This is a genomic window from Trichocoleus sp. DQ-U1 (genome assembly GCF_039961925.1).
GTDB lineage: Bacteria > Cyanobacteriota > Cyanobacteriia > Cyanobacteriales > FACHB-T130 > FACHB-T130.
The window spans coordinates 61899-82229 of record NZ_JAMPKB010000010.1; the positions used below are offsets into that span (position 1 = coordinate 61899).

The window sequence follows — 20331 nt, forward strand, 5'->3', positions numbered from 1 at the left end:
AACTTTTTCTCGCTTTAAGTCAAACGGCAACTGCCTTATTCTGTATAGCTGAATACAAAATCTCCTGGCACCTATCCCTAGGATGATCCAGTACATCGATGCCTTACGTCTTGAAAAAAGGCTGAAGACTGTTAGCGTAGCGGCGCGTAAGCGCCAACTGGGAATTGAGTGGGAGAGTTCTTGAGATGGGCAAAAGAGGAGACAAAAGATTTTCAGCCAGGAAAGTTGTACTTCTGGATCGGGAAGTCTCACCTGAAAATGCTTGCTTTCAATCCAGGTTCTCCCCCTCTTGACTTGACGATTCACCAACCCTGATGATCGCTCTTACTGTTTTTTCTGCTTTCCAGACTGAGCCAGCTTAGAAAATAAGGAGTCCGTCGTAATGTTCCAGACCCCGCAAGAATTTTTGACTTACGTCAAAGAAAAAAACATCCAGATCATTGACCTCAAGTTCATCGATATGCCGGGTATCTGGCAGCATTTGTCGATGTATCACGACCAAATTGACGAAAGTAGCTTTACCGAGGGCGTACCCTTCGATGGCTCTAGTATCCGGGGTTGGAAAGCCATCAACGAATCAGACATGGCAATGGTGCTAGATCCGACAACTGCCTGGATCGACCCATTTATGGCAGAGCCGACTTTAAGCGTCGTCTGTAGCATTATCGAACCCCGGACGGGCCAACCTTACAGCCGCGACCCCCGCACCATTGCTCAGAAGGCAGTAGACTACCTAATTTCCACCGGCATTGGCGATACAGCCTTCATTGGCCCGGAAGCTGAGTTCTTCATCTTTGATGATGTCCGCTTTGACCAAAACCAGCATGAAGGCTATTACCACGTAGACTCCGTCGAGGGACGTTGGAATTCTGGGAAAAAAGAAGAGGGTGGCAACCTCGGTTATAAACCTCGCTACAAAGAGGGTTATTTCCCAGTCGCGCCGACGGATACCTCCCAGGATATGCGGACAGAAATGCTGCTGACGATGGCGAAGTGCGGGGTGCCGATTGAAAAGCACCACCACGAAGTTGCTACCGGCGGACAGTGCGAACTGGGTTTCCGCTTCGCAACTTTGGTACAAGCTGCTGACTATCTGATGACTTACAAGTACGTCATCAAGAACGTTGCCAAGAAATATGGCAAAACAGTCACCTTCATGCCGAAGCCACTGTTTAACGACAACGGTTCTGGGATGCATACCCACCAGTCGATTTGGAAGGATGGGCAGCCGCTATTCGCAGGCGATAAGTATGCTGGCTTAAGCCAAATGGCGTTGCACTACATCGGTGGCATCCTCAAGCACGCACCGGCGCTGTTGGCTTTGACCAATCCCACAACCAATTCTTACAAGCGCTTGGTGCCCGGTTTTGAAGCACCCGTGAACTTGGCTTACTCCCAAGGAAACCGTTCTGCCTCGATTCGGATTCCGCTATCTGGTACCAATCCTAAAGCGAAGCGCTTAGAGTTCCGTTGTCCGGATGCGACTTCTAACCCCTACTTGGCGTTTGCTGCCATGCTCTGTGCGGGTCTAGATGGTATCAAAAACCAAATTGACCCCGGTGAATCCCTGGATAAGGATATTTACGACCTAACCCCAGAGGAACTGGCGAATGTTCCTTCCACCCCAGGATCGCTCGAAGGTGCCCTGGAGGCGTTGGAAAACGATCACGCTTTCTTGACCGAGACGGGCGTGTTCACCCCAGACTTCATCCAGACTTGGATTTCATACAAGCTCGATAACGAAGTCAACCCGATGCGGCTGCGCCCCCATCCCTACGAGTTCGCTCTCTACTATGATTGCTAATTTCTTTTCTCGCTCATGGGAAGGCAAATTGTGTAGGAACAAAGCTTGACGTTTTTGCTAAGCATTCCTGCCAAATCTAGAGCTTGCCTTTCTTAAAGCGTTCTAAGCTGTGGGGTGGGGTATCCCCTTCCTGGAAAACAACTCATCCCTAGCCCGCCACCCATAAGGGTGGCGCTTTTTCTTGTCCCACTGGAGACAGATGGCAGTTGTCGAAACTGAGTTAACATAAGAAATATGTCTTAACAAAAAGACATATAACCGCGCAGCATTTTCATAGTCGTACTCAGTTTTCAGCACCCATCGTTAGCCTCTATGCAGTCAACCTCAAACCTTGACCCAGCAACTACTATTACTGAGACTTTAACCAAGCTGACCTATCAGACTTTTCAGCAAGGCAAAAATTACTTTGGTTTAGCTCATAAAATATTAAATTCTCAGTTGCTGAATTTAATTTCACCTCCACCGGAGGTGAAAACCAAGCCGATTCCGCCAGAGGTTATACAAAAACTGAAACAAAGGCACGATCGGATTATCGAAGCCGATTGGCAGGATGTTGAGCGAGGTGTATATCCCGCTAGCTTACTGTTTGATAACTCATGGAGCGATTTTTTCCGCTATTATCCGATGGTTTGGCTGGATACGCTGCAAGTGCATCAGCGGGCGAACCAAAAGCGGCATCAAGACTTTTCTCCAAACATTTCCACGGATGGTTATCCAAGCTACTACCTGCAAAACTTCCACCACCAAACTGATGGTTACTTAAGTGACTGGTCCGCGAATCTCTATGATTTGCAAGTAGAAATTCTTTTTGGTGGCACGGCAGATGCGATGCGGCGGCGGATTCTCGCGCCATTGAAACAAGGGCTGAAAGCTTTTGATTCTATTCCACCCAGACAAGTTCGCATTCTGGATGTGGCAAGTGGAACGGGGCGCACTTTGAAATTAATCCGCGGCGCTTTGCCGGAAGCATCTCTGTTTGGAATCGATTTGTCACCCGCTTACTTGCGGAAGGCGAATCAGATGTTATCTGAAAATCCTGGAGAATTGCCCCAACTCCTCCAAGCGAATGCTGAGAAAATCCCTTACGTGGATGAGCATTTCCATGCGGTTACTTGCGTGTTTCTCTTCCATGAGCTTCCAGCAGCGGTGCGTCAGCAGGTGATCGAGCAGTGCTACCGAGTCACGAAACCGGGTGGAGTCTTTATTATCTGCGACTCGATTCAGGTCAGCGATGCTCCAGACTTGGTGCCACTGATGGAAAACTTCCCAGAAACATTCCACGAGCCATACTACAAACACTACATCACGGATGATTTGGTGAAACGGTTGGAAAAAGCAGGCTTCGAGAACATTTCGAGTGAAGTTCACTTTATGAGCAAGTATTTGATTGCTCATAAGCCGGGTTCTGAAAAGACAACGGCTTTAGATGGAGAACAAAGCGATCGCAAGCTCATGGTTTGAAACACGGTGTCGAGAAGTAGCAACAGAGGGCATCGAGGCTAAGGCTCGTTACTAGGATGGATAGAGCTGTCCTAGTAACGAGAATCAGAAGAAGCGGCTGAAGGCGATCGCTGTATAAGCGATGATTAAACTACTTAACACTTGAAAATAAAAAACTAATCTTTAGAGGTGTCCTCCAAATGTGCCTCTAGGCGATAGAGTTGGTCTAGGCAAACCGCAAAACGATAAGCAGAAGGTATTATGACCACCAACCAGCCTGCTGTGGAAAGTGTTTCCACCCAAGGACTGTCAACAGAGGATCTAGTTACCAATGAGCTGATTGAGGATGCAACGGTAGTCAACTATGTTGATGTAATTCAAACCGTTATCTCCAGCTTGGATCAGGACGATACGGCAATGGTAAGCCGTGGCGAAGACAGCAGCTATCTTTGGAAATTTAAGTACGGTAGCGTTGAGGTGTTTGTGCAACTCACGGGGATTACCGAGGAGGATACTTTCACCGTTTGGTCTTATGTTCTCAAGCTACCTGCCACGAACGAACCGCTGTTGATGCGGAAACTCTTGGAAATGAATTGGTCGGACACGTTTGAATCGCGTTTTGGCATTGTGGAGAACCAAGTGGCAGTGCTGACATCTCGCACTGTCGCCGAGCTTTCTCCTGGAGAAATTTCCCGCGCTGTCACCGTTGTCGCGACGATTGCAGATAATAACGACGAAGCTTTACAAGCTGAATTTGGTAGTTAGTTATTGGTCATTGGTCATTGATTTTAGGCAAATGACAAATGACCAATAACCGCTACTGGCGTTTGATTCCGCTGCTGGAAGCGTCAGGTCGCGTCCAGATGGCAATCGACCGATGGTTACTGGAGCAGCACCATCTGGGTTTGCATCCTCCAGCCTTACGGTTTTATACCTGGTCTCCACTGGCAATTTCGTTGGGATATCATCAACACCGCTTACCTGCATCTTGGCAGCAGCTGGCTGCGGCGGGTGTAGTGGATTTGGTGCGACGTCCGACTGGCGGACGGGGAGTGCTGCACCAGGGCGATTTGACCTACATGGTGGTAACGTCAGGACTTGCTGGTAGTCGCCTGCAAGCGTACCAAGAGATTTGTGAGTTTTTGATTCAGGGATGGCGATCGCTCGGTCTAGAATTGCACTACGGGTCGGCAGGACGGGGTTACATTCACAATCCCAATTGTTTTGGCACCTCGACGGGTGCCGATTTAGTTTTAGCGGATGGTTCTAAATTAATTGGGAGTGCCCAGATGAGGCGAGGCAATACCATCTTGCAGCACGGGTCGATACGTTTGTCACCAGATGCGACGCTGTTTGAACAGGTGTTTGGCGAGGCGGTAACGCCGGTTAAACTAGCGAATAAACAACAGGGAGAGGCGCTAATTCTAACAGTTGTAGAAGCTTTGACGGTAGCAGCTAAGGATTGTTTTGGTGTTGAGATGCTGGTGCAGCCTTTTTCTGAAAGTGAGTGGCAGGAAATTTTGGCGCAGCCAGAATTAGCGATTCCCTCACCGAATAAAGTCTCGGAGAATCCAGCCTTACAGAATCAAGATGGACAATGCTAACGCGAGTGACTCTAAGGTCGGATAACTCGGTGCATATCTAGAACTGGCGGGGTAATTTCAGTCTGCGTTAACAGATCGTGAATTTGTCCTCGGTGGTGGGTCTGGTGATTAAAAAAGTGTGCGATCAACAAATCAACCGGATCGATATAAATATTTCCTTGGTTATTGCGGTACTTGATCGTACCGCTCAAGAATTCGTCGTTTAAACTATCTGAGAAGGCTTCGATGCGCTCATCTTCTAATACACGCGCTTTGGTAAGCTTGTCGAAATCCTCATAGAGAATTGCGTCAAGTCCGGTTGAGGGAACTTCTTTGCCCTCAAACCGCGATAACCAGATGCGATCGCCTATCATGATGTGATTCAGCGTCCCGTGAATACTTTTAAAGAAGGCGGGTCTGGTACGTTTACGTTCTACATCATCCAAACGAGTGCAAACTTCATAAAGTCTGCGATTTGCCAGCGTGTTGTAGCGTGCGAGCATCTGGAAGTGCTGTATGAGCATATTCAGACTCGTTTTCTAGTGTCAATTAATCAGTGGTTGATTTTGCGATCGCTTGTAACTGCAAACTCGGCGGATAGGTGCCCTCTGCCTTAACCCGCTTGATTTCTACTTCCGTAATCAGTAAATTCAGCTTCGATGCAACAGCGCGGACAACATCGCCCCGGTCGATAATACCGGCGACTGTCCCAGCCGGTGAGAGGACAGTAATCCAATTTAACTGCTTGGCTTCCATGCAGTTAATCACTTCTACCAAAGGCATTTTCTCTTCAACAGTGGCAATTTCCGTCAGGGGATGCACAATACTATGCAGATTTTGCGTTTCCCACAGACCGCGCTCTACGAAATGCAAATCTTCAACAGAGACTAAACCGCGATAGCGACCTTCACTCGCCGCAAAGTAAACCGGAAAGTGGGAAGCTTCCAAAATGTACTCATCGGCAAACTGGCGCAAGGTCTTGTTCGCATCCACCACCCGAAATTCTTGGGTCATGGCGTCTTTCGCCACGATCTGAAGCAAGGATTCTTGGAGGGTGGTCATCTGGTCGTAGGAACGGGCGTTGCGAATCCCAAACCAGCCGAGTAAGGAAATCCAGAAGCCACTGAACCACTGATCCTTGAAAGCAATAATCGCCACTCCGACAGCGATCGCGCCCCAACCTAAAATTAAACCGCTTTTGGCTGCCCAACGGACGCCCTGAAAGCGGTCTCCGGTAAACTTCCACACGGCTGCTTTCACAACTTGTCCGCCATCTAAGGGGAGACCGGGAATCAGGTTGAATAATGCCAAGACTAGGTTAATCTTTGCCAAGTCTAATGCCATGACCTGCACGATACCGGAGATTGGCAGTCCATGAGCCACTAAGTAAAATAGCGAGTACAGCACTAAGCTAACCGCAGGTCCAGCGATCGCCACTTGAAAGGCTGCTTCTGGGGTTTTGGATTCCCGGTCAATTGCTGCTATCCCGCCAAATAGAAATAAAGTAATCGAATTCACTTCGATTCCTTGCGATCGCGCGACTAAACTATGACCCAGTTCGTGCAGTAAAACCGAACCAAACAGCAATAAAGCCATTAATAATCCCGCACCCCCGCCTAGCACTGGACCCAAGGCGGGTGAGAAATCCAGGGCATTCGCAAAGGCGATCAAAGCTAAAATAAAAAACCACGAATAATCTATAAATAGCGGAATTCCGAATAGAGAGCCAACTCGCCAAGCTGCCTGCATCAAACTTTCCCATCTAAATCCTTGCACTTACCAGGATATACGACGGCTCTTGTAGAAGCATGGAAAATGAAGCGTGAAGTAGGAGAGTGAGCCTTGCCGACCTTTGGGGTAATTGGTGAGCAGCGCCCACTCTACTAACTTCACTGAAAAGACAGTTATTATCGAGCGATGGCTTCTAAAGGAGACCCGTATTGGTCAGTCCCAAGATGGCACCTGTTCCCAGGATGTGTCCAAAACTCAAACCTGCAATAAATTGAGCGACGCTAAAGTTCTTACCAAAACCAGGCAGTGGGAAAGGCAGTTTAGGGCCAACTCCCGGCTTTTGGACAGCATTGCGGGCAAGAAAAAGACCCAGAATGTTGAAAGCAGTCATGACAATGAATACACCAGGGCCGATTGTTGGTGTTGGAGGAACCGTCTGCTGCAATGCTGCAAGTAAACTTGCAAGTAAACTTAAGTCAATCAATTTCTTTTCTCCTGCTTTGATAAAATTAGCAACGAAGGGATTATAAAACGCGGAGGGAACTGTTGATTCTTCCTGATGGATGAGCTAAATTTTTAAGTCACCCAAAGCAGAAATAATCGCCCTTTAAAGGGCACCCGCGTTCGTTAATCCTAGGATGACGCCTGTTCCAATAATGTGACCGAAGCTCATTGTCGCTAGAAGTTCAGGCACTGTAAAATTGCGTAACAAAGCGGGTTTAGCGAGAGGCAGGTCTGGTCCTACTCCTGGCTTCTGGATAGCGAAGCGACCGATGGCGATCGCCAACAGGTTGCACAGAATCATCACCAATCCGACCATTGGAGTCCACGATGGGGTCGCGGGAACGGTAGATTGTACGGCGGCGAGTATTGTCAAGTGAATCAAGTTCTTGTCTCCTGCTTGGACACAAATATCAAAACCCAAAGTATTATAGAAACCTCTTAGTAAAAAGTCGGAATTTGTTTTAACAGTTAACAGTTATATTAATTTTTGATACAAATCGAAAAAATTTAATGCGAGTCAAGATTTGCGGGATTACCAAACCAGATCAAGGGCAAGCGATCGCGCAACTGGGAGCAACCGCCCTAGGATTTATTTGCGTGTCCTCCTCCCCGCGCTACGTGAGTGCAGTTCAAATCCGCTCCGTGATGGAACGCTTACCCCCTGACGTTGAGCGGATTGGTGTCTTTGCCAACACAACGCTGGAAGAAATCTATCAATGTGTCGCCATCGCTAACTTGACAGGCGTGCAGTTACATGGCGGAGAAACACCAGAATTTTGCCGTCAGTTGCGCCAATTGCTGCCCAGCGTGGAAATCATCAAAGCCCTGAGAGTGAAAACTCTAGAGGATTTAACTCAGGCAGATGTCTATGCAGAGTGTGCGAATACCTTGTTGCTGGACGCTTATCATCCCCAAATGTTGGGAGGTACTGGCAAAACGTTGGACTGGAAGAACCTCCAACAGTTCAATCCTAGCTGTCCCTGGTTGCTTGCCGGTGGCTTGACACCAGACAATATTTTGGATGCGATCGCTCAATTGCATCCTAGCGGGATTGATTTATCGAGTGGTGTCGAGCGATCGCCTGGAGATAAAGATTTAAATCGAGTTGCGGATTTGTTTGAGAAACTGCGGGGAACACGGTTCAAGTTGTAGGGAGCTTCGCTCTTTTGGCACGATCGCCTCCTGCTAACGGGTGAACAGATAGAACGAGAGCAAACCAATCCAGTTAGTTTACCCGACTGTGCGAAGTGACAAGCACTTTCTTAAAAGTACTTTGGAGATGTAGAACACCAACAAATCCAAAGGAATCCACATCATGCTTGCTAACGAATCCAATCAAACCTTCACCAATCAAGCTCAGTTTAATAAACCCGTTCTAGGGTTAGGCAGCTCTGGATCGGTAGTTAGAGAATTACAACAAATATTAACTGATAGATGCGCTTATTTCGGAGCGATTCACGGAATTTTTAATCAAGAAGTAGAATATGCCGTCATTGTTTTTCAGAATTGGGTTTTCCTCAAAGAAGATGGTATTGTCGGGCCGTTGACTTGGCAAGCACTTTATACAGGCGCTCCGGTTAATATGCCCATGCTGAAGCGCGGAGCTAAAGGTGAAGCAGTAATCACACTTCAGCAGGTGCTATTTGTAGCCGGTAACTTTAATGATGAAATTAACGGTGTATTTGGGCCGCGCACCGATGCTGCTGTTAGATTCTTCCAAAAACGCAACGGTTTATTAGTAGATGGAATTGTTGGTGAAAAGACTTGGTATGCTCTTTCTCAAGTGCGTCAGCAAATGGGGGGATGCTGATTGTAAAACCATTTTGTTCTTTTGTTTGCAACATTTAGACTTCTTAGCCTCCCAATTTATCGGGGGTGGGGGAATTGTTAATGTAGCGCTTCATGAACCAAATGGTATAAAAACCCAATTCATTAACCGTTATAGGGACACGGCCTTGCCGTGTCCCTACTTTAAGAAATTAGGAGTTTTCTCTTTATGAGGAGCGAAATCTCCCTGCTATTACTGCCAACAACGCTTAAAAGAAAGCGGGTTGGTGACGAATTAAATTAAGGAACTCTTCACGAGTTTTTTGCTCGTCCTGAAATACGCCGACCATCGCACTGGTAACAGTCCAAGAACCGGGCTTCTGGACGCCTCGCATTACCATACACATATGGGTAGCTTCCATGACAACAGCGACTCCCTTCGGCTCAAGAATCGTCTGCACCGCTTCAGCAATCTGGCGCGTCAGCCGTTCCTGTACCTGCAAGCGGCGAGAATACATCTCAACAATCCGAGCAAGCTTGCTAAGACCTACCACTTTTTGGTTAGGGATATAGGCAACGTGCGCCTTACCCATAAATGGCAGCATATGGTGTTCGCAAAGACTAAAGACATTGATATCCCGGACAAGAACCATCTCGTTATGACCCTCATCAAAGATAGCTCCGTTGACAAGGTCTTCTAGCGACTGAGTATAGCCACTGGTGAGAAAGCGCATTGCTTCTGCTACTCGCTTAGGCGTTTTGAGTAAGCCTTCCCGTTCCGGGTCTTCACCCACTCCCAGTAGCAGCGTCCTTACAGCACTCATCATCTCATCGTTGAGTTCTTCCGGAGGCGGCTGCAAATTGGGTTCTCTACCATTCATTGTGTTGCGGTCAGGTCGCGGCGGAGCAATTTTGGCGCTCAAATCGCCTGATGGGTTAGAGCCATTAGAACCGTGGGAAGAAGCAGTAGTCATGATTCAGTCTTTGTTAGGGTTTGGAGTGGTTAACGGAGTGATGAGTTCGTTAGGGATTTTTTGAGACTGTTGAGTGATGAATTTAGGTTTAATTCATCATTCAAAACTTACAACTCATAAAACCCCAGCGTTCGGCATTAAGGTTAATTCCTCAATCACTGCCTGTTCTGGCACGAGAGCCATGTGCAGAATCGACTGGGCAACGATTTCTGGTGTTAACATGGCTGAACGGTTCAGTTCGACTTGAACCGCTTCTGTGTCCCAAATTGGGGTATTGACAGCACCTGGAGAGATCGTTACAACGCGAATGCCTTTGGCACGTTCTTCTGCTGCGAGGGTTTTCGATAAGGCAATCAGAGCCGCTTTGCTAACGTTGTAGGCACCCCAGCCAGGAAAAGGTTGCTGACCGGCAATAGATGCCACATTAATAATTATCCCAGAGCCGCGATCGCGCATCGAGGGCAAAATTCCCTGGATACACTGAAACACGCTGGTGAGATTTAGGTCAATCACTTGTTGCCATTCGGATAAAGGTGTTGACATAATCTCGCCGGTGTAGCCCATCCCGGCATTGTTCACCAGAACATCAATCGAGCCAAAGGAGTCAGCGATCGCGGCGACCTTTTCTCTTACCTGCTCAATATCGGCTAGATCCAGGGCATACGCTTTCGCTGTCACCCCGGTCTTCCGAGCAGCTTCAGCGACAGCCTCTAATTTAGACTCAGAGCGGCTGACTAAAGCCACATGGAATCCTGCTTTCGCAAATGCCAAAGCTGTCGCCTTGCCAATCCCACTACTGGCCCCGGTAATCAAGGCACGCCGTTCGATTGGAGAAGTCATCAATTCTTCCCGTATTTTTTGATTAGGTAGCCATCAGCTCTTTGCTTACTTTTCCTACTTGGTTTGGCTACCCTGTAGGAAAGCAAAATAAGCTTAAGCGATCGCCTAGGAGAACGCTTACTACGTAAAGTTCTCATTGTTTGAGTCGTTGTCTACGATCGATTCGCTGTCGCCGTTAATTGCTTGCCAGCTCATCGCTAATTTCTTAGAAGGCAACTCCTCTCAACTGAGAACTTGTAATAATTTGTTACCTTGTTGATTATACCACTCGTCACAGCGTCTTCTAAGGTCAACCCTCGTTAGGCGGAGATTTCCGTATAAACGCCAATACTCCGAAACTTTTGATAACGTAGCTCCCGCCGCTGTTGAGAGGTCATCTGGGAGAGTTCTTCTAAGTTTTGCAACAGAGCATCTTTTAAGATGGCAGCGGCTTTTAGCGGCTCGCCATGAGCGCCGCCAACAGGTTCGGGCAACAGAACATCGAGAATGCCTAAGTTTTTCAAATCCCAAGCCGTAATTTTTAGTGCTGTGGCTGCTTGGGGAGCTTTGGAAGCATCTTTCCACAAAATTGCTGCACAAGCTTCGGGGGTCGCAACGGTATAAACGGCGTGTTCAAACATTAATAGTCGATCGCCGACGCCAATTCCCAACGCACCGCCAGAACCACCTTCCCCGATAACGGTGCAGAGGATCGGGACATCCAGGCGGAACATCTCCCGCAAATTATAGGCGATCGCTTCTCCTTGTCCCCGTTGCTCGGCTTCCACACCTGCCCAAGCTCCCGGCGTATCGATAAACGTGAGAATCGGCATTCCAAAGCGATTGGCGTGTTCCATTAACCGCATCGCCTTGCGGTAGCCTCCTGGAGCAGGCATCCCAAAATTCCGGGCGACATTATCCTTCGTATCGCGGCCCTTTTGATGACCCAGCATCACAACGGGACGCCCACCCAGACGAGCTACGCCGCCGACTAACGCTGGGTCGTCATTCCCACCGCGATCGCCGTGTAGTTCCATCCATTCATCGCTCATTGCCTGGATGTAGTCTAATGTACTGGGACGCCGAGGATGCCGAGCCAGTTGCAGCCGCTGGGACGGGGATAAACTATTGAAAATCTCCTCACGAAGTTGCACTGCTCGTGCCTCCAACTGACGAATCTGATCGGAGACATCGACGTCCTGATCTTCTGCAAGTTCGCGAATTTGGTCAATTCGTGCCTCTAGTTCGGACAGAGGCTTTTCAAAATCTAGAAGTAACGGCTTGCGCTCAGAAGAAGTTGACATAGTTCCTAGTCAGCGATCGGTGGTCAGTAGTGCAGCGACGAGCATAGGGGGTCGCCCTTACAATGCTCAGTAGTCAGTCAGTTGTCAGTAGTCAGCCGTCAGGAGTTAGGAGTCAAAGAAAGAAGTAACACTAGACAAAAAATAACTAGCCTTTTTCTATCAACTGACAACTGACTCCTGACTCCTGACTAATAAGTCAACAAAGGTCGGAATCCATGCCTCACGGAGGATTCACCGATTTGCTCCATCTTCTCGACGGTAATTTGATTGCGTCCCCAAGAAAAGTTGGTGTGCCACTTTTCAAATTCCAACAGCATCGATTCGGCAAAACAGGCGAATAACTGGCGTCCTGGAGCTTCCATCAAATTGACGATTTTCATAATCCGCCAGTCAATATCCAGGGAATGTTCAACAATCCCCCCATTGACGACATAGACGCCTGGATGCTGGATTTTTGTTGACAGGTTTTTCGGATAGCCCCCATCAATCAGCAAACAAGGTTTTTTCAAAACCGTGGGATCAATTTCCATCCCTTTGGGCATACTGGCTACCCAAACTACAATATCAGCCAAAGGCAGCGCCTCTTCCAATCCCATGATTTTGCCTCTGCCGAGTTCCGCCTGCAAAGCTTGCAATCGCTCTTGCTTCCGGGCAATCAGCAACAGTTCTGGCACCTCAGTTCGAGCATCTAGCCAACGACAGACAGCGCTGCCAATATCGCCTGTGGCTCCACAAACCGCCACAGTTGCTTTACTGAGATCGATGCCCAGCTCTTTCGACACTTCTTCCAATTGGCGACAGATAATGTAAGCCGTATGGGTATTGCCGGTGGTAAATCGCTCAAATTCCAGTTTGATATTGCGAACCTGCTTACTTTCATGCAGGTTGAATTCTTCAAAAATAATCGAGGAAAAGCCGCCCAACGCACTAATGTTAATGCCATGTTTTTGAGCATGAGCCATTGCGTTGAGAACTTTCCGGACTGCTGTCTTACCTCTCCCACTGGCCAGCATTTCTGGTACAAAGCAAGATTCCACATACCGACCTTCGATTTTTTGTCCGGTAATGCTGGTGACAGTGATGTGATCGACGATTTGAGGCGGAGCGCTACACCAAAAATCTAGCCCTTGATCGGCATATTCTGGGTAGCCAAGCTCTCTAGCCACAGATTGAGCGTGTTGCAAATTAGTAAGGTGACCGATTAAACCAAACATGAATGGTTCTAACTACGCCTCTGGATAGGAAAGGAAGGTGGAAGGGGAAAAAATAGTTAAATACTCTTAACAATAGTACAAAAAATTGCCGCTCTTCTGAGCGGCAGGTTGATTTGCATTTATAAATGGCTGTTTTCTTGCCTTCTAGCGAGCGAAAAGCTCGGATCAGACGTTTACAAGTGCGGGTTTTTGTTCGGGTGATGCTGGCGCAGCGATCGGATCGTAGCCTAGCTGTTGGGTAATCCGTTCTCTGGCTAAAAGGCGGTACTCCCAGAAATGCTCTCCAGCTGCACACAGGCCGAGATACATATTTAGGAATTGAGGCTTTTGGCGTAAAATCAGCCAAAGCTGTCGCCAAAATTGACCGCGAATTTCAGGTCGCCGAATGCCCTGATGCCAAATTAACTGGGCGACTAGCCGCAGTCCTTTGCCAGCCGGAAAGTACATATTTTGCGTTCTTCCTGGCGGTGGAACGATGTTGAGGCATTGATTAAAACAGCGTCTGAGATAGTTCTGGGGTTCGTACATTGTCCAGAAGCCTTCTACATACTCTCTGGCAATGTCTGCTAAAGGTCGGCTAGGCGTAAAATTCATCAAGGAATTCTGATCGCCTACCTCAGTGATGCCAACTCCTTCTAATAAACGCTGCTCTTTTTGGAGTCGAGTCCACAGAGCCGTATTCGGTAAGGCTTGCAGAATGCCTAGCATCGGTTGAGGAATGCTGGTTTGTTCGACAAAGGCTTGAATGCGATCGCCAGCACCCGCGCGTTCTCCATCGAAGCCGAGAATAAATCCTGCATAAATTAGCATTCCGGCTTCGTTGATCTTGCGACACGCTTCTAAAAGCGGGTTGCGGGTATTTTGAAGCTTTCGAGTGACTTGCAGGCTGTCTTGATCTGGGGTTTCAATACCGAGAAAGACGGCGTAAAAACCGGCTTTTTTCATCAACTGTAGTAGTTCATCATCCTCTGCTAAATTAACAGAGGCTTCGGTCATGAAGGTGAAGGGATAGTTGTGTTCCTGCATCCAAGGAATCAATTCTCTTAGCAAGCGCTTGACGTTGCGCTGATTGCCAATAAAATTGTCATCGACGATGAATAAGGAACCCCGCCAGCCTAAGTCATAGAGGCTTTGCAACTCTGCCAACACTTGAGCCGGTTCTTTGGTACGCGGTTTGCGACCGTAGAGGCTGATAATGTCGCAGAATTCGCAGTTAAACGGGCAACCGCGAGAAAACTGAATTGCCATCATCAAGTAGGCATCTCGCTTCAGTAAATCAAAGCGAGGAAGGGGACTTAGGGTAACATCCGGCTTTTCGATGGAGCGAAAAACACCTTTTTCTTGACCCTGCGCGATCGCTTGCAGAAAGTCCGGTACTGTTAATTCCCCTTCATCCAAAATTAGATAATGTGCTCCAGAGGCGAGAGCGTCTTCAGGAACGGACGTTGGATAAGGCCCTCCAACTGCCACTTTTTTTCCTAACTCGACTGCCTTTTTGATCAGGAAGTGAAAATCTTCTCGTTGTGCCAGCATTGCCGATAGAACAACGATGTCGCACCACTCCCAATCGGCCTCCGTCTCAGTCTTCACATTGCGGTCATAAAACTTAATTTCCCAATCTTTTGGCAACAGTGCTGCAACTGTAATAATTCCCAAAGGAGGGATCACTGCTTTGAGTCCAGCGATTTCCATAAAACGGTCATATGACCAGAAAGACTGGGGAAAAGTGGGGGAGAGTAAAAGCGCCTTCATTGACTCCGTCCTCAAATAGATGACTTGGTTTCAGGCAATTCCCCACTCTTACTCTGCACTACCTGACTTGACATCCCCCACAAGTTATACTAGGCAACTATGCAGCGGCAAGCCCGTAGGCTGACATCCGCATGATATCGCGGGTAGTAAAGCCAATATTGCTCAGCGCTTCGCCGTATTGAATCATGAAGTCTTCAACTAAAGATTCTTTGTCCATTCCCAGAATACTGGCATCCTTTTCGACTTCGTTGAGCATCCGCCAGACGATGGGAAGGTTCTGACGATTAGCTGCTTCAAATTCTGCTTTGGATTCCTCGAAATGGTTTTTCAGCCAAACTTCGCCGTAGTTGAGATGGCTGTATTCATCTTTAACAACACCCTCAGTAATTTTACGGGCGAAGTCATCAGCAACGGGGATATAGATGTTGTAAGCAGCGATCGCAAAGCATTCGATAATTAATGCTTGAATCAGCAAACAGGTCACAATCCCGCCTTCTGCTGCCGCATCTTGGAAATTTTGGTGCAGTCCGGAGAAGAACTTGCGAGCAAATTCTAAATCTGGCGTCACTTCGAGATTCCGCCCGCAGGCTTCAAATCCTTTCTTGTGACGACTCTCCATTTTGGATAAACGGATCAACTGCTCCTTATCTTCTGGCAGCAATTCTGCTAACTTGATGTAATTCTCATGAGCCTCTTGTTCGCCTTCAATCACAATCGCATTGATGCGGCTGTAAGCGTCCTTGTAGGTTTCACTGTGGAAGTCAATTTCTAGGCTGGTTTCAAGCGACGGCATAAATCTCCTGTCTGCTCCTCACGAATAGGTCGATCCTAGACCGACCTAAATTTCTGTGGAATAGTAACGTAACTTAATCTAATAATTGTACTGTACCTATCCTGGAGCCAAACGGGATCAGTCAATTTAAGTAAGTATTCATGCCTAAGAAAAATCCACAGGGTCGATTGTCAGCCACTCAGCTTTCCCAGTTTGCAATCCCGCTATTGCTGTTGCTGGGCGCTTGTGTCGTGCTACTACCGCTTGGCATCGTCTTCCTTACCTCTTTTGACAAAGTGGGTGCGACACCTGGAGGAAGCTTCTTTCCATCTCACCCCGGCTTTGCCAATTACCGCGAAGCTTGGAGGCGCGGCAACTTTCTGTTAGCATTTGCCAATTCAACCCTAGTGGCGCTAGCTGTAACTGGGTTTCAGACGATCACCGCTGCACTCGCCGGTTATGCGTTGGCGCGGCTGAAGTTTCAGGGGCGTCAGGCAATTCTGCTGATTGTCTTGGCTACGCTGGTAATTCCCTTTCAACTGTTGGTAATTCCAATTTTTTTGGTTTTAAAGTGGGGACACTTGATCAACACTTACTGGGCGCTGATTTTACCTACGGCGGCGAATGGATTTGGGATTTTTCTGTTGCGGCAGTATTTTCAAACGATTCCAGTGGAGTTGGAGGAAGCAGCGGCGCTGGATGGGGCAAACCGCCTACAAATTCTGTGGCGGGTGATGCTACCGTTGTCTCGTCCGGCATTGGTGACGCTGTTTCTGTTCACATTTATTGGGGAATGGAACGATTTGTTTAAGCCCCTGATTTTTACAACGCGACCGGAATTGAGGACGGTGCAGCTAGCGTTGGCAGAGTTTCAGGAGCAATTTACGAATAATTGGCCTTTGCTGATGGCGGCTGTTGCGATCGCTACCGTACCTGTCGTGTTACTGTTTCTCGTCGGACAGCGTCAGTTCATTCGGGGGATTGCGGCGACGGGGATTAAGAATTAATCTGACGCTTGCAGGGGATGTCTTCTATATCCCTACAAGATACTGTGCATATATCCTGTCAATCTTGTTACAGTTTGTCACAATCAGGAGTATGCAGAAACTCGGTATATTTTTAATTGTTTTCTCTTTCCTGCCTTGGGTGGCAATCCTCTTAGTGGTGCCCTTGCTACCGCTAGCGATCGCCCAAAAAGCCATATTAGTTCCGATTCTTGCGGTTGTGGGAGAAGTTGCGTTTTGGGTGGGTTTAGTGCTAGTCGGAAAAGAAGCCGCAACCAAATATCGGGCTTACTTGAATCCGCGAGCAATTTGGAGGAAAGTTAAAAAATCGATCCGCCCCAAGAAAAGATCGAATTGACCTATCTTGGGATATCTCTGGAGAAACGCGATTAATCGCCTCTGAAGAGAGCGTTTTAGGCGTTATCTGCGATGACTTTGAGGCGAATCGTGCGATCGCCTTCATCATCCAAACTCACCTCCACAACTTCACCCGCAAGGCGTTCCAAACAAGAAAGGAGCGATCGCAAATGAGGGCTACTTGCGCCAGTGTCTACATACAACCTATCGGTCAGACTGCCCAGCCGCTTCCAGGTCATGTAAAATTTGGCAATCGTCTGTTCCAGCTGCGCCGCCTGCTTCACCATATCGGCAGCGGTATTTAAACAACCCAGACGCAAAGCTTCCTCTAATGCCATTTCCACGTCAATAGAGGTGCGCTCAATTGCCTGGACTTGGGCGGCGGCGTCTAAGTATTTAGATAAATTTCGGGCATCTGATGTCACCTGTTTAACCGTATCGACATCCGGGTTCCCGGCGACTTCCTCTTTCAGGGCGCTGATGTGAGATTCAGGTAATTTCTCCATTTCCCGCACCAGAGGAGACAGAAATCGGGGGGGAAGAGAACCCGCAGCGGCCTTTTCCTTGACTTCATCTGGTAGCAATTCTGAATTCATGGCTGTCCATTCGTCGGAGAGTTGTCGCACTTCGCGCCTGGTAATGCGATCGCCTTTATTTGCCGCATCAGTCACCAGTTGTTGGATTTCTGGGGAAGCCTTAGAGGTTTCGATGAAGGCGCGTTTGCTGAAGCTACGAATCGCCTCCGGGTCAAGATGTCCCTCTTCTAAGAGGGTATCAGCACTATTTGCCAGTTGAATTAAGGAATATGCCTGACTTTTACTGATTTCCCGTTCTTTCAGCCAATTGAGAAATCCGGTACCGCGTCCGTCACCGCCTTGTTTCTCTCGATCGCGCACGATTCGCAAAATCCGCCCCCGCCAGATTTCTGTCTGCAAGTCGAAGCGATCGCACACCAGCCAAGCATTCTCTACTAGTTGCTGAAACTCAAACTCTGGAATCTGCTCATCCTCTGGATCGGGCAGATCGAAATTTAGATCGACTGGGTTCTGAAGGGCAGCAGCAAGTTCGCTGGGAGATTCGGGTGATTGCACCATTAGTAGCGCTCTATGGGGGTCGATCGCCTTATTATGACACAACCCGTAGCCGCAGACTTTCTAGCACAAAAGCGCGCTCTTTGCAACGTTAAAATATAAGTCAAGTCTTATAGAGGTAAATATGTCAACTAGCACCAACATTGGAAAATTAATTGTGCGTACTCCAGAAATCTGTAGAGGTCGTCTGCGAATTGCAGCGAGGAGAGTTTCTGTTTAAACAATCGCCCTAATCCAACCCGAGCAACAGCATATTTTAAGTGCAGGTTACTTGCAGCAAAATTCGCTCAATTGCTACCGTTGCATCTGTGGCTAAGATTCTGGCATTTATTTTGATTCTTCAACCGGAGGTGTAGGGGAAGCTTGAGAAATCACGGTAGCGCCTCGATATTTTAATCCCGATGTCGGTTGAGACACCGGAATATTTTCTGTTTTACGGACTTTACAAACCTGACCCCGGTATTTTCCTGTAACTTCAACTTCTGCTACTTCAACGGTTGAAGGGGTGGATTCGTAGTTAATCCCGCGATAGCTGAGTTGAGTCTTGTCGTCTTCCTGAAATTCAGGTTGAGGCTCAATCTTAGGCTCAGATTGCGTGTCAAATTGAGCATCGACTACAGGCTGACATTGCTGCAAAAGTCGTCTTGCGCTTAGCAGTACGACCAATAGCAGCAATACCTGAATTTGCCAAGGCGCTACAACCAAACTTACAAATAAACCAACAAGAGAAATTGCGGCGGCGAGATAGGAAATTTCGTCAGCAGAATTTTGAAGGATATAAACAGCTAGCAAGGTAATCGCTAGCGGCATGATGAAAGACAAGGACATATTTATCACTTCTGAAGTTACCTCTGAAACTAGAGTGCGAAGTGTATTTAAAAATATAAGCGAATTATTACTAATCAGCCTACTACTGGTGGATTAATTTGGCTCATCCTTTTGGTTGAACAGTTGAATTTTAAATCGGTCGTATTTAAGAACTGGCTGAGGTTCCAAGCAGAGAAGAAACTATCATAACTGACGGGAATGCGATCGCAACCTAACAATACGGCGACACATCTCTCTCATCGCTTGCCTTTGGCGACGGCGCGGACTTTGTTTATATAAGCTAGTAGGTGCGGGATCTCCCTGCACCTAGTGGAATTTGGAATTAGATGGACAACACTTAGGGTAACTTTACTGCTAAAAACGATACAAAGATTCTGAATTTAGAAAATCTGTATCGCGCATAAACTCAAGAATCTCGGACGCGATCGCATCTGCGTGACTTCCCGCCGCATCATGACCGCAGTTGGGGATAATCTTAAACTTAGAGCTGGGCATACAGGCATGAAGTTTTTTGCCATCAGCAACTGGGAACCATTGATCTTGATCGCCCCAGAGAATTAGAGTCGGACACGCGATCGCACTCAGGTTATCTTGTACGTTACGAATTAAATTCGGTTCATTCTTTACCAAACGCTGTATTTCTTGCGCCGCGTGTTGTAAATCCTCGGCAGTTTTTGTCAAAGCATTCGGAAATTCAACATACGGATAAGTAATCCAGTAAACTTCTTCGGGTGTAATTCGTGTCCAATCCACTACAACTTCCCGACGCCCGAAGGCTACAATTTGCCACAGTAGCGGTGCAAACAGTTGAGTCACGCGCAGATGATCCGCTATCTTAACTAAATCTAACGGCAAATCTGCTAATAACTGCATCCCCCAAAATGGCAATCGTTTGAGGAAAATCGGTACATTAATTACAACTAATCGATCGAACAAATCTGGATGCGCTTGGGCGGTGGCGAGGGTCACTAATGCCCCCAAAGATAGGGCTACCACAACAGCCGGTTCATCGCATAACGCTCGCACGATCTGCTCTAGTTCGAGCGATTGATGACCGAGTATTTCCGGGTGTGATGGCATCTCGGAAAAACCGTGTCCTTTCGCATCGAAACAGATAACGCGAAAATGTTGTGACAATGGCTCAATCGCGTAACGCCAATTGTAGCTCCAGCTCGCCATTCCATGCACTAAAAATAGCGGTTTACCTGTACCTTTTTCGCCATAAGCAATTTTTACAGGATTCCCGTTAGCATCAGAAATGGTTATCGTTTGACGCCCGTTTGGAAATGTGGCTTCCCACCAGTCTTTCTTACTCATCTGTTGTACAATTCCCTTGAGAATCGAATTCAAGGATTAGCCAATAAACTTTGCTTGCAAGGAATTAAAA

At 47.7% G+C, this 20331-nt stretch carries 21 protein-coding genes; 8 read left to right on the top strand and 13 right to left on the bottom strand.

Going from position 1 to position 20331, the window contains the following annotated elements; genetic code table 11:
- The first annotated feature begins 382 nt into the window (after window positions 1–382).
- From glnA to NDI34_RS06465, 4 genes are all read left to right on the top strand, one after another.
- Complete coding sequence (gene glnA, locus NDI34_RS06450; RefSeq protein WP_190412373.1) at window positions 383–1804, top strand: type I glutamate--ammonia ligase; 1422 nt, start codon at window positions 383–385, stop codon at window positions 1802–1804.
- Between the two features lie 348 nt (window positions 1805–2152).
- Entirely contained in the window at window positions 2153–3265 is a 1113-nt protein-coding gene (locus tag NDI34_RS06455; protein WP_348232230.1) for a methyltransferase domain-containing protein, read from the top strand.
- Window positions 3266–3505: 240 nt separating this feature from the next.
- Window positions 3506–4009 (top strand): YbjN domain-containing protein, encoded by a 504-nt coding sequence (locus tag NDI34_RS06460; protein WP_190430709.1) that lies wholly within the window; start codon window positions 3506–3508, stop codon window positions 4007–4009.
- 38 nt (window positions 4010–4047) lie between these two features.
- Window positions 4048–4848: a biotin/lipoate A/B protein ligase family protein gene (locus NDI34_RS06465; protein ID WP_348232198.1), complete on the top strand. Its 801-nt coding sequence runs from the start codon at window positions 4048–4050 to the stop codon at window positions 4846–4848.
- An 11-nt stretch (window positions 4849–4859) separates the two neighbouring features.
- On the opposite strand, the gene NDI34_RS06470 is transcribed toward NDI34_RS06465, so the two are convergent.
- From NDI34_RS06470 to psaK (NDI34_RS06485), 4 genes are all read right to left on the bottom strand, one after another.
- Complete coding sequence (locus NDI34_RS06470; RefSeq protein WP_190536318.1) at window positions 4860–5351, bottom strand: DinB family protein; 492 nt, start codon at window positions 5349–5351, stop codon at window positions 4860–4862.
- A gap of 25 nt (window positions 5352–5376) precedes the next feature.
- Window positions 5377–6576 carry a site-2 protease family protein gene (locus tag NDI34_RS06475; protein ID WP_348232199.1) on the bottom strand — a complete coding sequence of 400 codons (1200 nt, stop codon included), beginning with the start codon at window positions 6574–6576 and terminating at the stop codon, window positions 5377–5379.
- Between the two features lie 175 nt (window positions 6577–6751).
- Entirely contained in the window at window positions 6752–7042 is a 291-nt protein-coding gene (psaK, locus tag NDI34_RS06480) for a photosystem I reaction center subunit PsaK (RefSeq protein WP_348232200.1), read from the bottom strand.
- A gap of 123 nt (window positions 7043–7165) precedes the next feature.
- A complete protein-coding gene (gene psaK / locus NDI34_RS06485; RefSeq protein WP_190412367.1) occupies window positions 7166–7444 on the bottom strand; it encodes a photosystem I reaction center subunit PsaK in 279 nt (92 codons plus the stop codon).
- Window positions 7445–7572: 128 nt separating this feature from the next.
- On the opposite strand from psaK (NDI34_RS06485), the gene NDI34_RS06490 reads away from it, so the two are divergent.
- Together NDI34_RS06490 and NDI34_RS06495 are read left to right on the top strand one after the other, a co-directional pair.
- Complete coding sequence (locus tag NDI34_RS06490) at window positions 7573–8214, top strand: phosphoribosylanthranilate isomerase (RefSeq protein ID WP_348232201.1); 642 nt, start codon at window positions 7573–7575, stop codon at window positions 8212–8214.
- Between the two features lie 163 nt (window positions 8215–8377).
- Window positions 8378–8872 (top strand): peptidoglycan-binding protein, encoded by a 495-nt coding sequence (locus tag NDI34_RS06495; protein ID WP_348232202.1) that lies wholly within the window; start codon window positions 8378–8380, stop codon window positions 8870–8872.
- Between the two features lie 226 nt (window positions 8873–9098).
- Here NDI34_RS06495 and folE read toward each other — a convergent pair whose 3' ends face one another.
- From folE to NDI34_RS06525, 6 genes are all read right to left on the bottom strand, one after another.
- Window positions 9099–9803 carry a GTP cyclohydrolase I FolE gene (gene folE / locus NDI34_RS06500; protein ID WP_190412364.1) on the bottom strand — a complete coding sequence of 235 codons (705 nt, stop codon included), beginning with the start codon at window positions 9801–9803 and terminating at the stop codon, window positions 9099–9101.
- Between the two features lie 114 nt (window positions 9804–9917).
- Complete coding sequence (locus NDI34_RS06505) at window positions 9918–10643, bottom strand: SDR family oxidoreductase (protein ID WP_348232203.1); 726 nt, start codon at window positions 10641–10643, stop codon at window positions 9918–9920.
- A gap of 299 nt (window positions 10644–10942) precedes the next feature.
- Window positions 10943–11926, bottom strand: coding sequence for an acetyl-CoA carboxylase carboxyl transferase subunit alpha (gene accA, locus NDI34_RS06510; RefSeq protein WP_190434300.1), 984 nt, complete (start codon window positions 11924–11926; stop codon window positions 10943–10945).
- Window positions 11927–12114: 188 nt separating this feature from the next.
- Window positions 12115–13140: a long-chain acyl-[acyl-carrier-protein] reductase gene (locus NDI34_RS06515; protein WP_190412361.1), complete on the bottom strand. Its 1026-nt coding sequence runs from the start codon at window positions 13138–13140 to the stop codon at window positions 12115–12117.
- A 165-nt stretch (window positions 13141–13305) separates the two neighbouring features.
- Window positions 13306–14892, bottom strand: coding sequence for a B12-binding domain-containing radical SAM protein (locus NDI34_RS06520; RefSeq protein WP_348232204.1), 1587 nt, complete (start codon window positions 14890–14892; stop codon window positions 13306–13308).
- Window positions 14893–14989: 97 nt separating this feature from the next.
- Window positions 14990–15685, bottom strand: coding sequence for an aldehyde oxygenase (deformylating) (locus NDI34_RS06525; protein ID WP_190430702.1), 696 nt, complete (start codon window positions 15683–15685; stop codon window positions 14990–14992).
- A gap of 140 nt (window positions 15686–15825) precedes the next feature.
- Between NDI34_RS06525 and NDI34_RS06530 the strand changes: the two genes are divergently transcribed.
- Together NDI34_RS06530 and NDI34_RS06535 are read left to right on the top strand one after the other, a co-directional pair.
- Window positions 15826–16671, top strand: a complete 846-nt coding sequence (locus tag NDI34_RS06530) for a carbohydrate ABC transporter permease (RefSeq protein ID WP_190412358.1) — start codon at window positions 15826–15828, stop codon at window positions 16669–16671.
- A 91-nt stretch (window positions 16672–16762) separates the two neighbouring features.
- Window positions 16763–17026: a transporter suffix domain-containing protein gene (locus tag NDI34_RS06535; protein WP_348232205.1), complete on the top strand. Its 264-nt coding sequence runs from the start codon at window positions 16763–16765 to the stop codon at window positions 17024–17026.
- Between the two features lie 55 nt (window positions 17027–17081).
- Here the strand turns inward: NDI34_RS06535 and NDI34_RS06540 are convergent, their stop codons facing one another.
- The 3 genes from NDI34_RS06540 to NDI34_RS06550 form a co-directional block, all read right to left on the bottom strand.
- The gene (locus NDI34_RS06540) at window positions 17082–18119 is read right to left on the bottom strand and encodes a hypothetical protein (protein ID WP_348232206.1); all 1038 of its coding nucleotides are present in this window, start codon (window positions 18117–18119) and stop codon (window positions 17082–17084) included.
- 324 nt (window positions 18120–18443) lie between these two features.
- Entirely contained in the window at window positions 18444–18944 is a 501-nt protein-coding gene (locus NDI34_RS06545; RefSeq protein WP_348232207.1) for a DUF4278 domain-containing protein, read from the bottom strand.
- A 354-nt stretch (window positions 18945–19298) separates the two neighbouring features.
- Window positions 19299–20261: an alpha/beta hydrolase gene (locus tag NDI34_RS06550; protein WP_190412353.1), complete on the bottom strand. Its 963-nt coding sequence runs from the start codon at window positions 20259–20261 to the stop codon at window positions 19299–19301.
- Window positions 20262–20331: the final 70 nt, after the last annotated feature.

What these genes read in the sequence shown, in the direction of transcription:
- NDI34_RS06505 (WP_348232203.1), bottom strand. Translation starts at nt 10,643, where the DNA reads ATGACTTCTCCAATCGAACGGCGTGCCTTGATTACCGGGGCCAGTAGT.
- NDI34_RS06545 (WP_348232207.1), bottom strand. Translation starts at nt 18,944, where the DNA reads ATGTCCTTGTCTTTCATCATGCCGCTAGCGATTACCTTGCTAGCTGTT.
- NDI34_RS06535 (WP_348232205.1), top strand. Translation starts at nt 16,763, where the DNA reads ATGCAGAAACTCGGTATATTTTTAATTGTTTTCTCTTTCCTGCCTTGG.
- NDI34_RS06490 (WP_348232201.1), top strand. Translation starts at nt 7,573, where the DNA reads ATGCGAGTCAAGATTTGCGGGATTACCAAACCAGATCAAGGGCAAGCG.
- NDI34_RS06550 (WP_190412353.1), bottom strand. Translation starts at nt 20,261, where the DNA reads ATGAGTAAGAAAGACTGGTGGGAAGCCACATTTCCAAACGGGCGTCAA.
- NDI34_RS06470 (WP_190536318.1), bottom strand. Translation starts at nt 5,351, where the DNA reads ATGCTCATACAGCACTTCCAGATGCTCGCACGCTACAACACGCTGGCA.
- accA (WP_190434300.1), bottom strand. Translation starts at nt 11,926, where the DNA reads ATGTCAACTTCTTCTGAGCGCAAGCCGTTACTTCTAGATTTTGAAAAG.
- NDI34_RS06465 (WP_348232198.1), top strand. Translation starts at nt 4,048, where the DNA reads ATGACCAATAACCGCTACTGGCGTTTGATTCCGCTGCTGGAAGCGTCA.
- NDI34_RS06495 (WP_348232202.1), top strand. Translation starts at nt 8,378, where the DNA reads ATGCTTGCTAACGAATCCAATCAAACCTTCACCAATCAAGCTCAGTTT.
- NDI34_RS06515 (WP_190412361.1), bottom strand. Translation starts at nt 13,140, where the DNA reads ATGTTTGGTTTAATCGGTCACCTTACTAATTTGCAACACGCTCAATCT.
- NDI34_RS06475 (WP_348232199.1), bottom strand. Translation starts at nt 6,576, where the DNA reads ATGCAGGCAGCTTGGCGAGTTGGCTCTCTATTCGGAATTCCGCTATTT.
- NDI34_RS06520 (WP_348232204.1), bottom strand. Translation starts at nt 14,892, where the DNA reads ATGAAGGCGCTTTTACTCTCCCCCACTTTTCCCCAGTCTTTCTGGTCA.
- NDI34_RS06460 (WP_190430709.1), top strand. Translation starts at nt 3,506, where the DNA reads ATGACCACCAACCAGCCTGCTGTGGAAAGTGTTTCCACCCAAGGACTG.
- glnA (WP_190412373.1), top strand. Translation starts at nt 383, where the DNA reads ATGTTCCAGACCCCGCAAGAATTTTTGACTTACGTCAAAGAAAAAAAC.
- NDI34_RS06525 (WP_190430702.1), bottom strand. Translation starts at nt 15,685, where the DNA reads ATGCCGTCGCTTGAAACCAGCCTAGAAATTGACTTCCACAGTGAAACC.
- folE (WP_190412364.1), bottom strand. Translation starts at nt 9,803, where the DNA reads ATGACTACTGCTTCTTCCCACGGTTCTAATGGCTCTAACCCATCAGGC.
- NDI34_RS06530 (WP_190412358.1), top strand. Translation starts at nt 15,826, where the DNA reads ATGCCTAAGAAAAATCCACAGGGTCGATTGTCAGCCACTCAGCTTTCC.
- NDI34_RS06540 (WP_348232206.1), bottom strand. Translation starts at nt 18,119, where the DNA reads ATGGTGCAATCACCCGAATCTCCCAGCGAACTTGCTGCTGCCCTTCAG.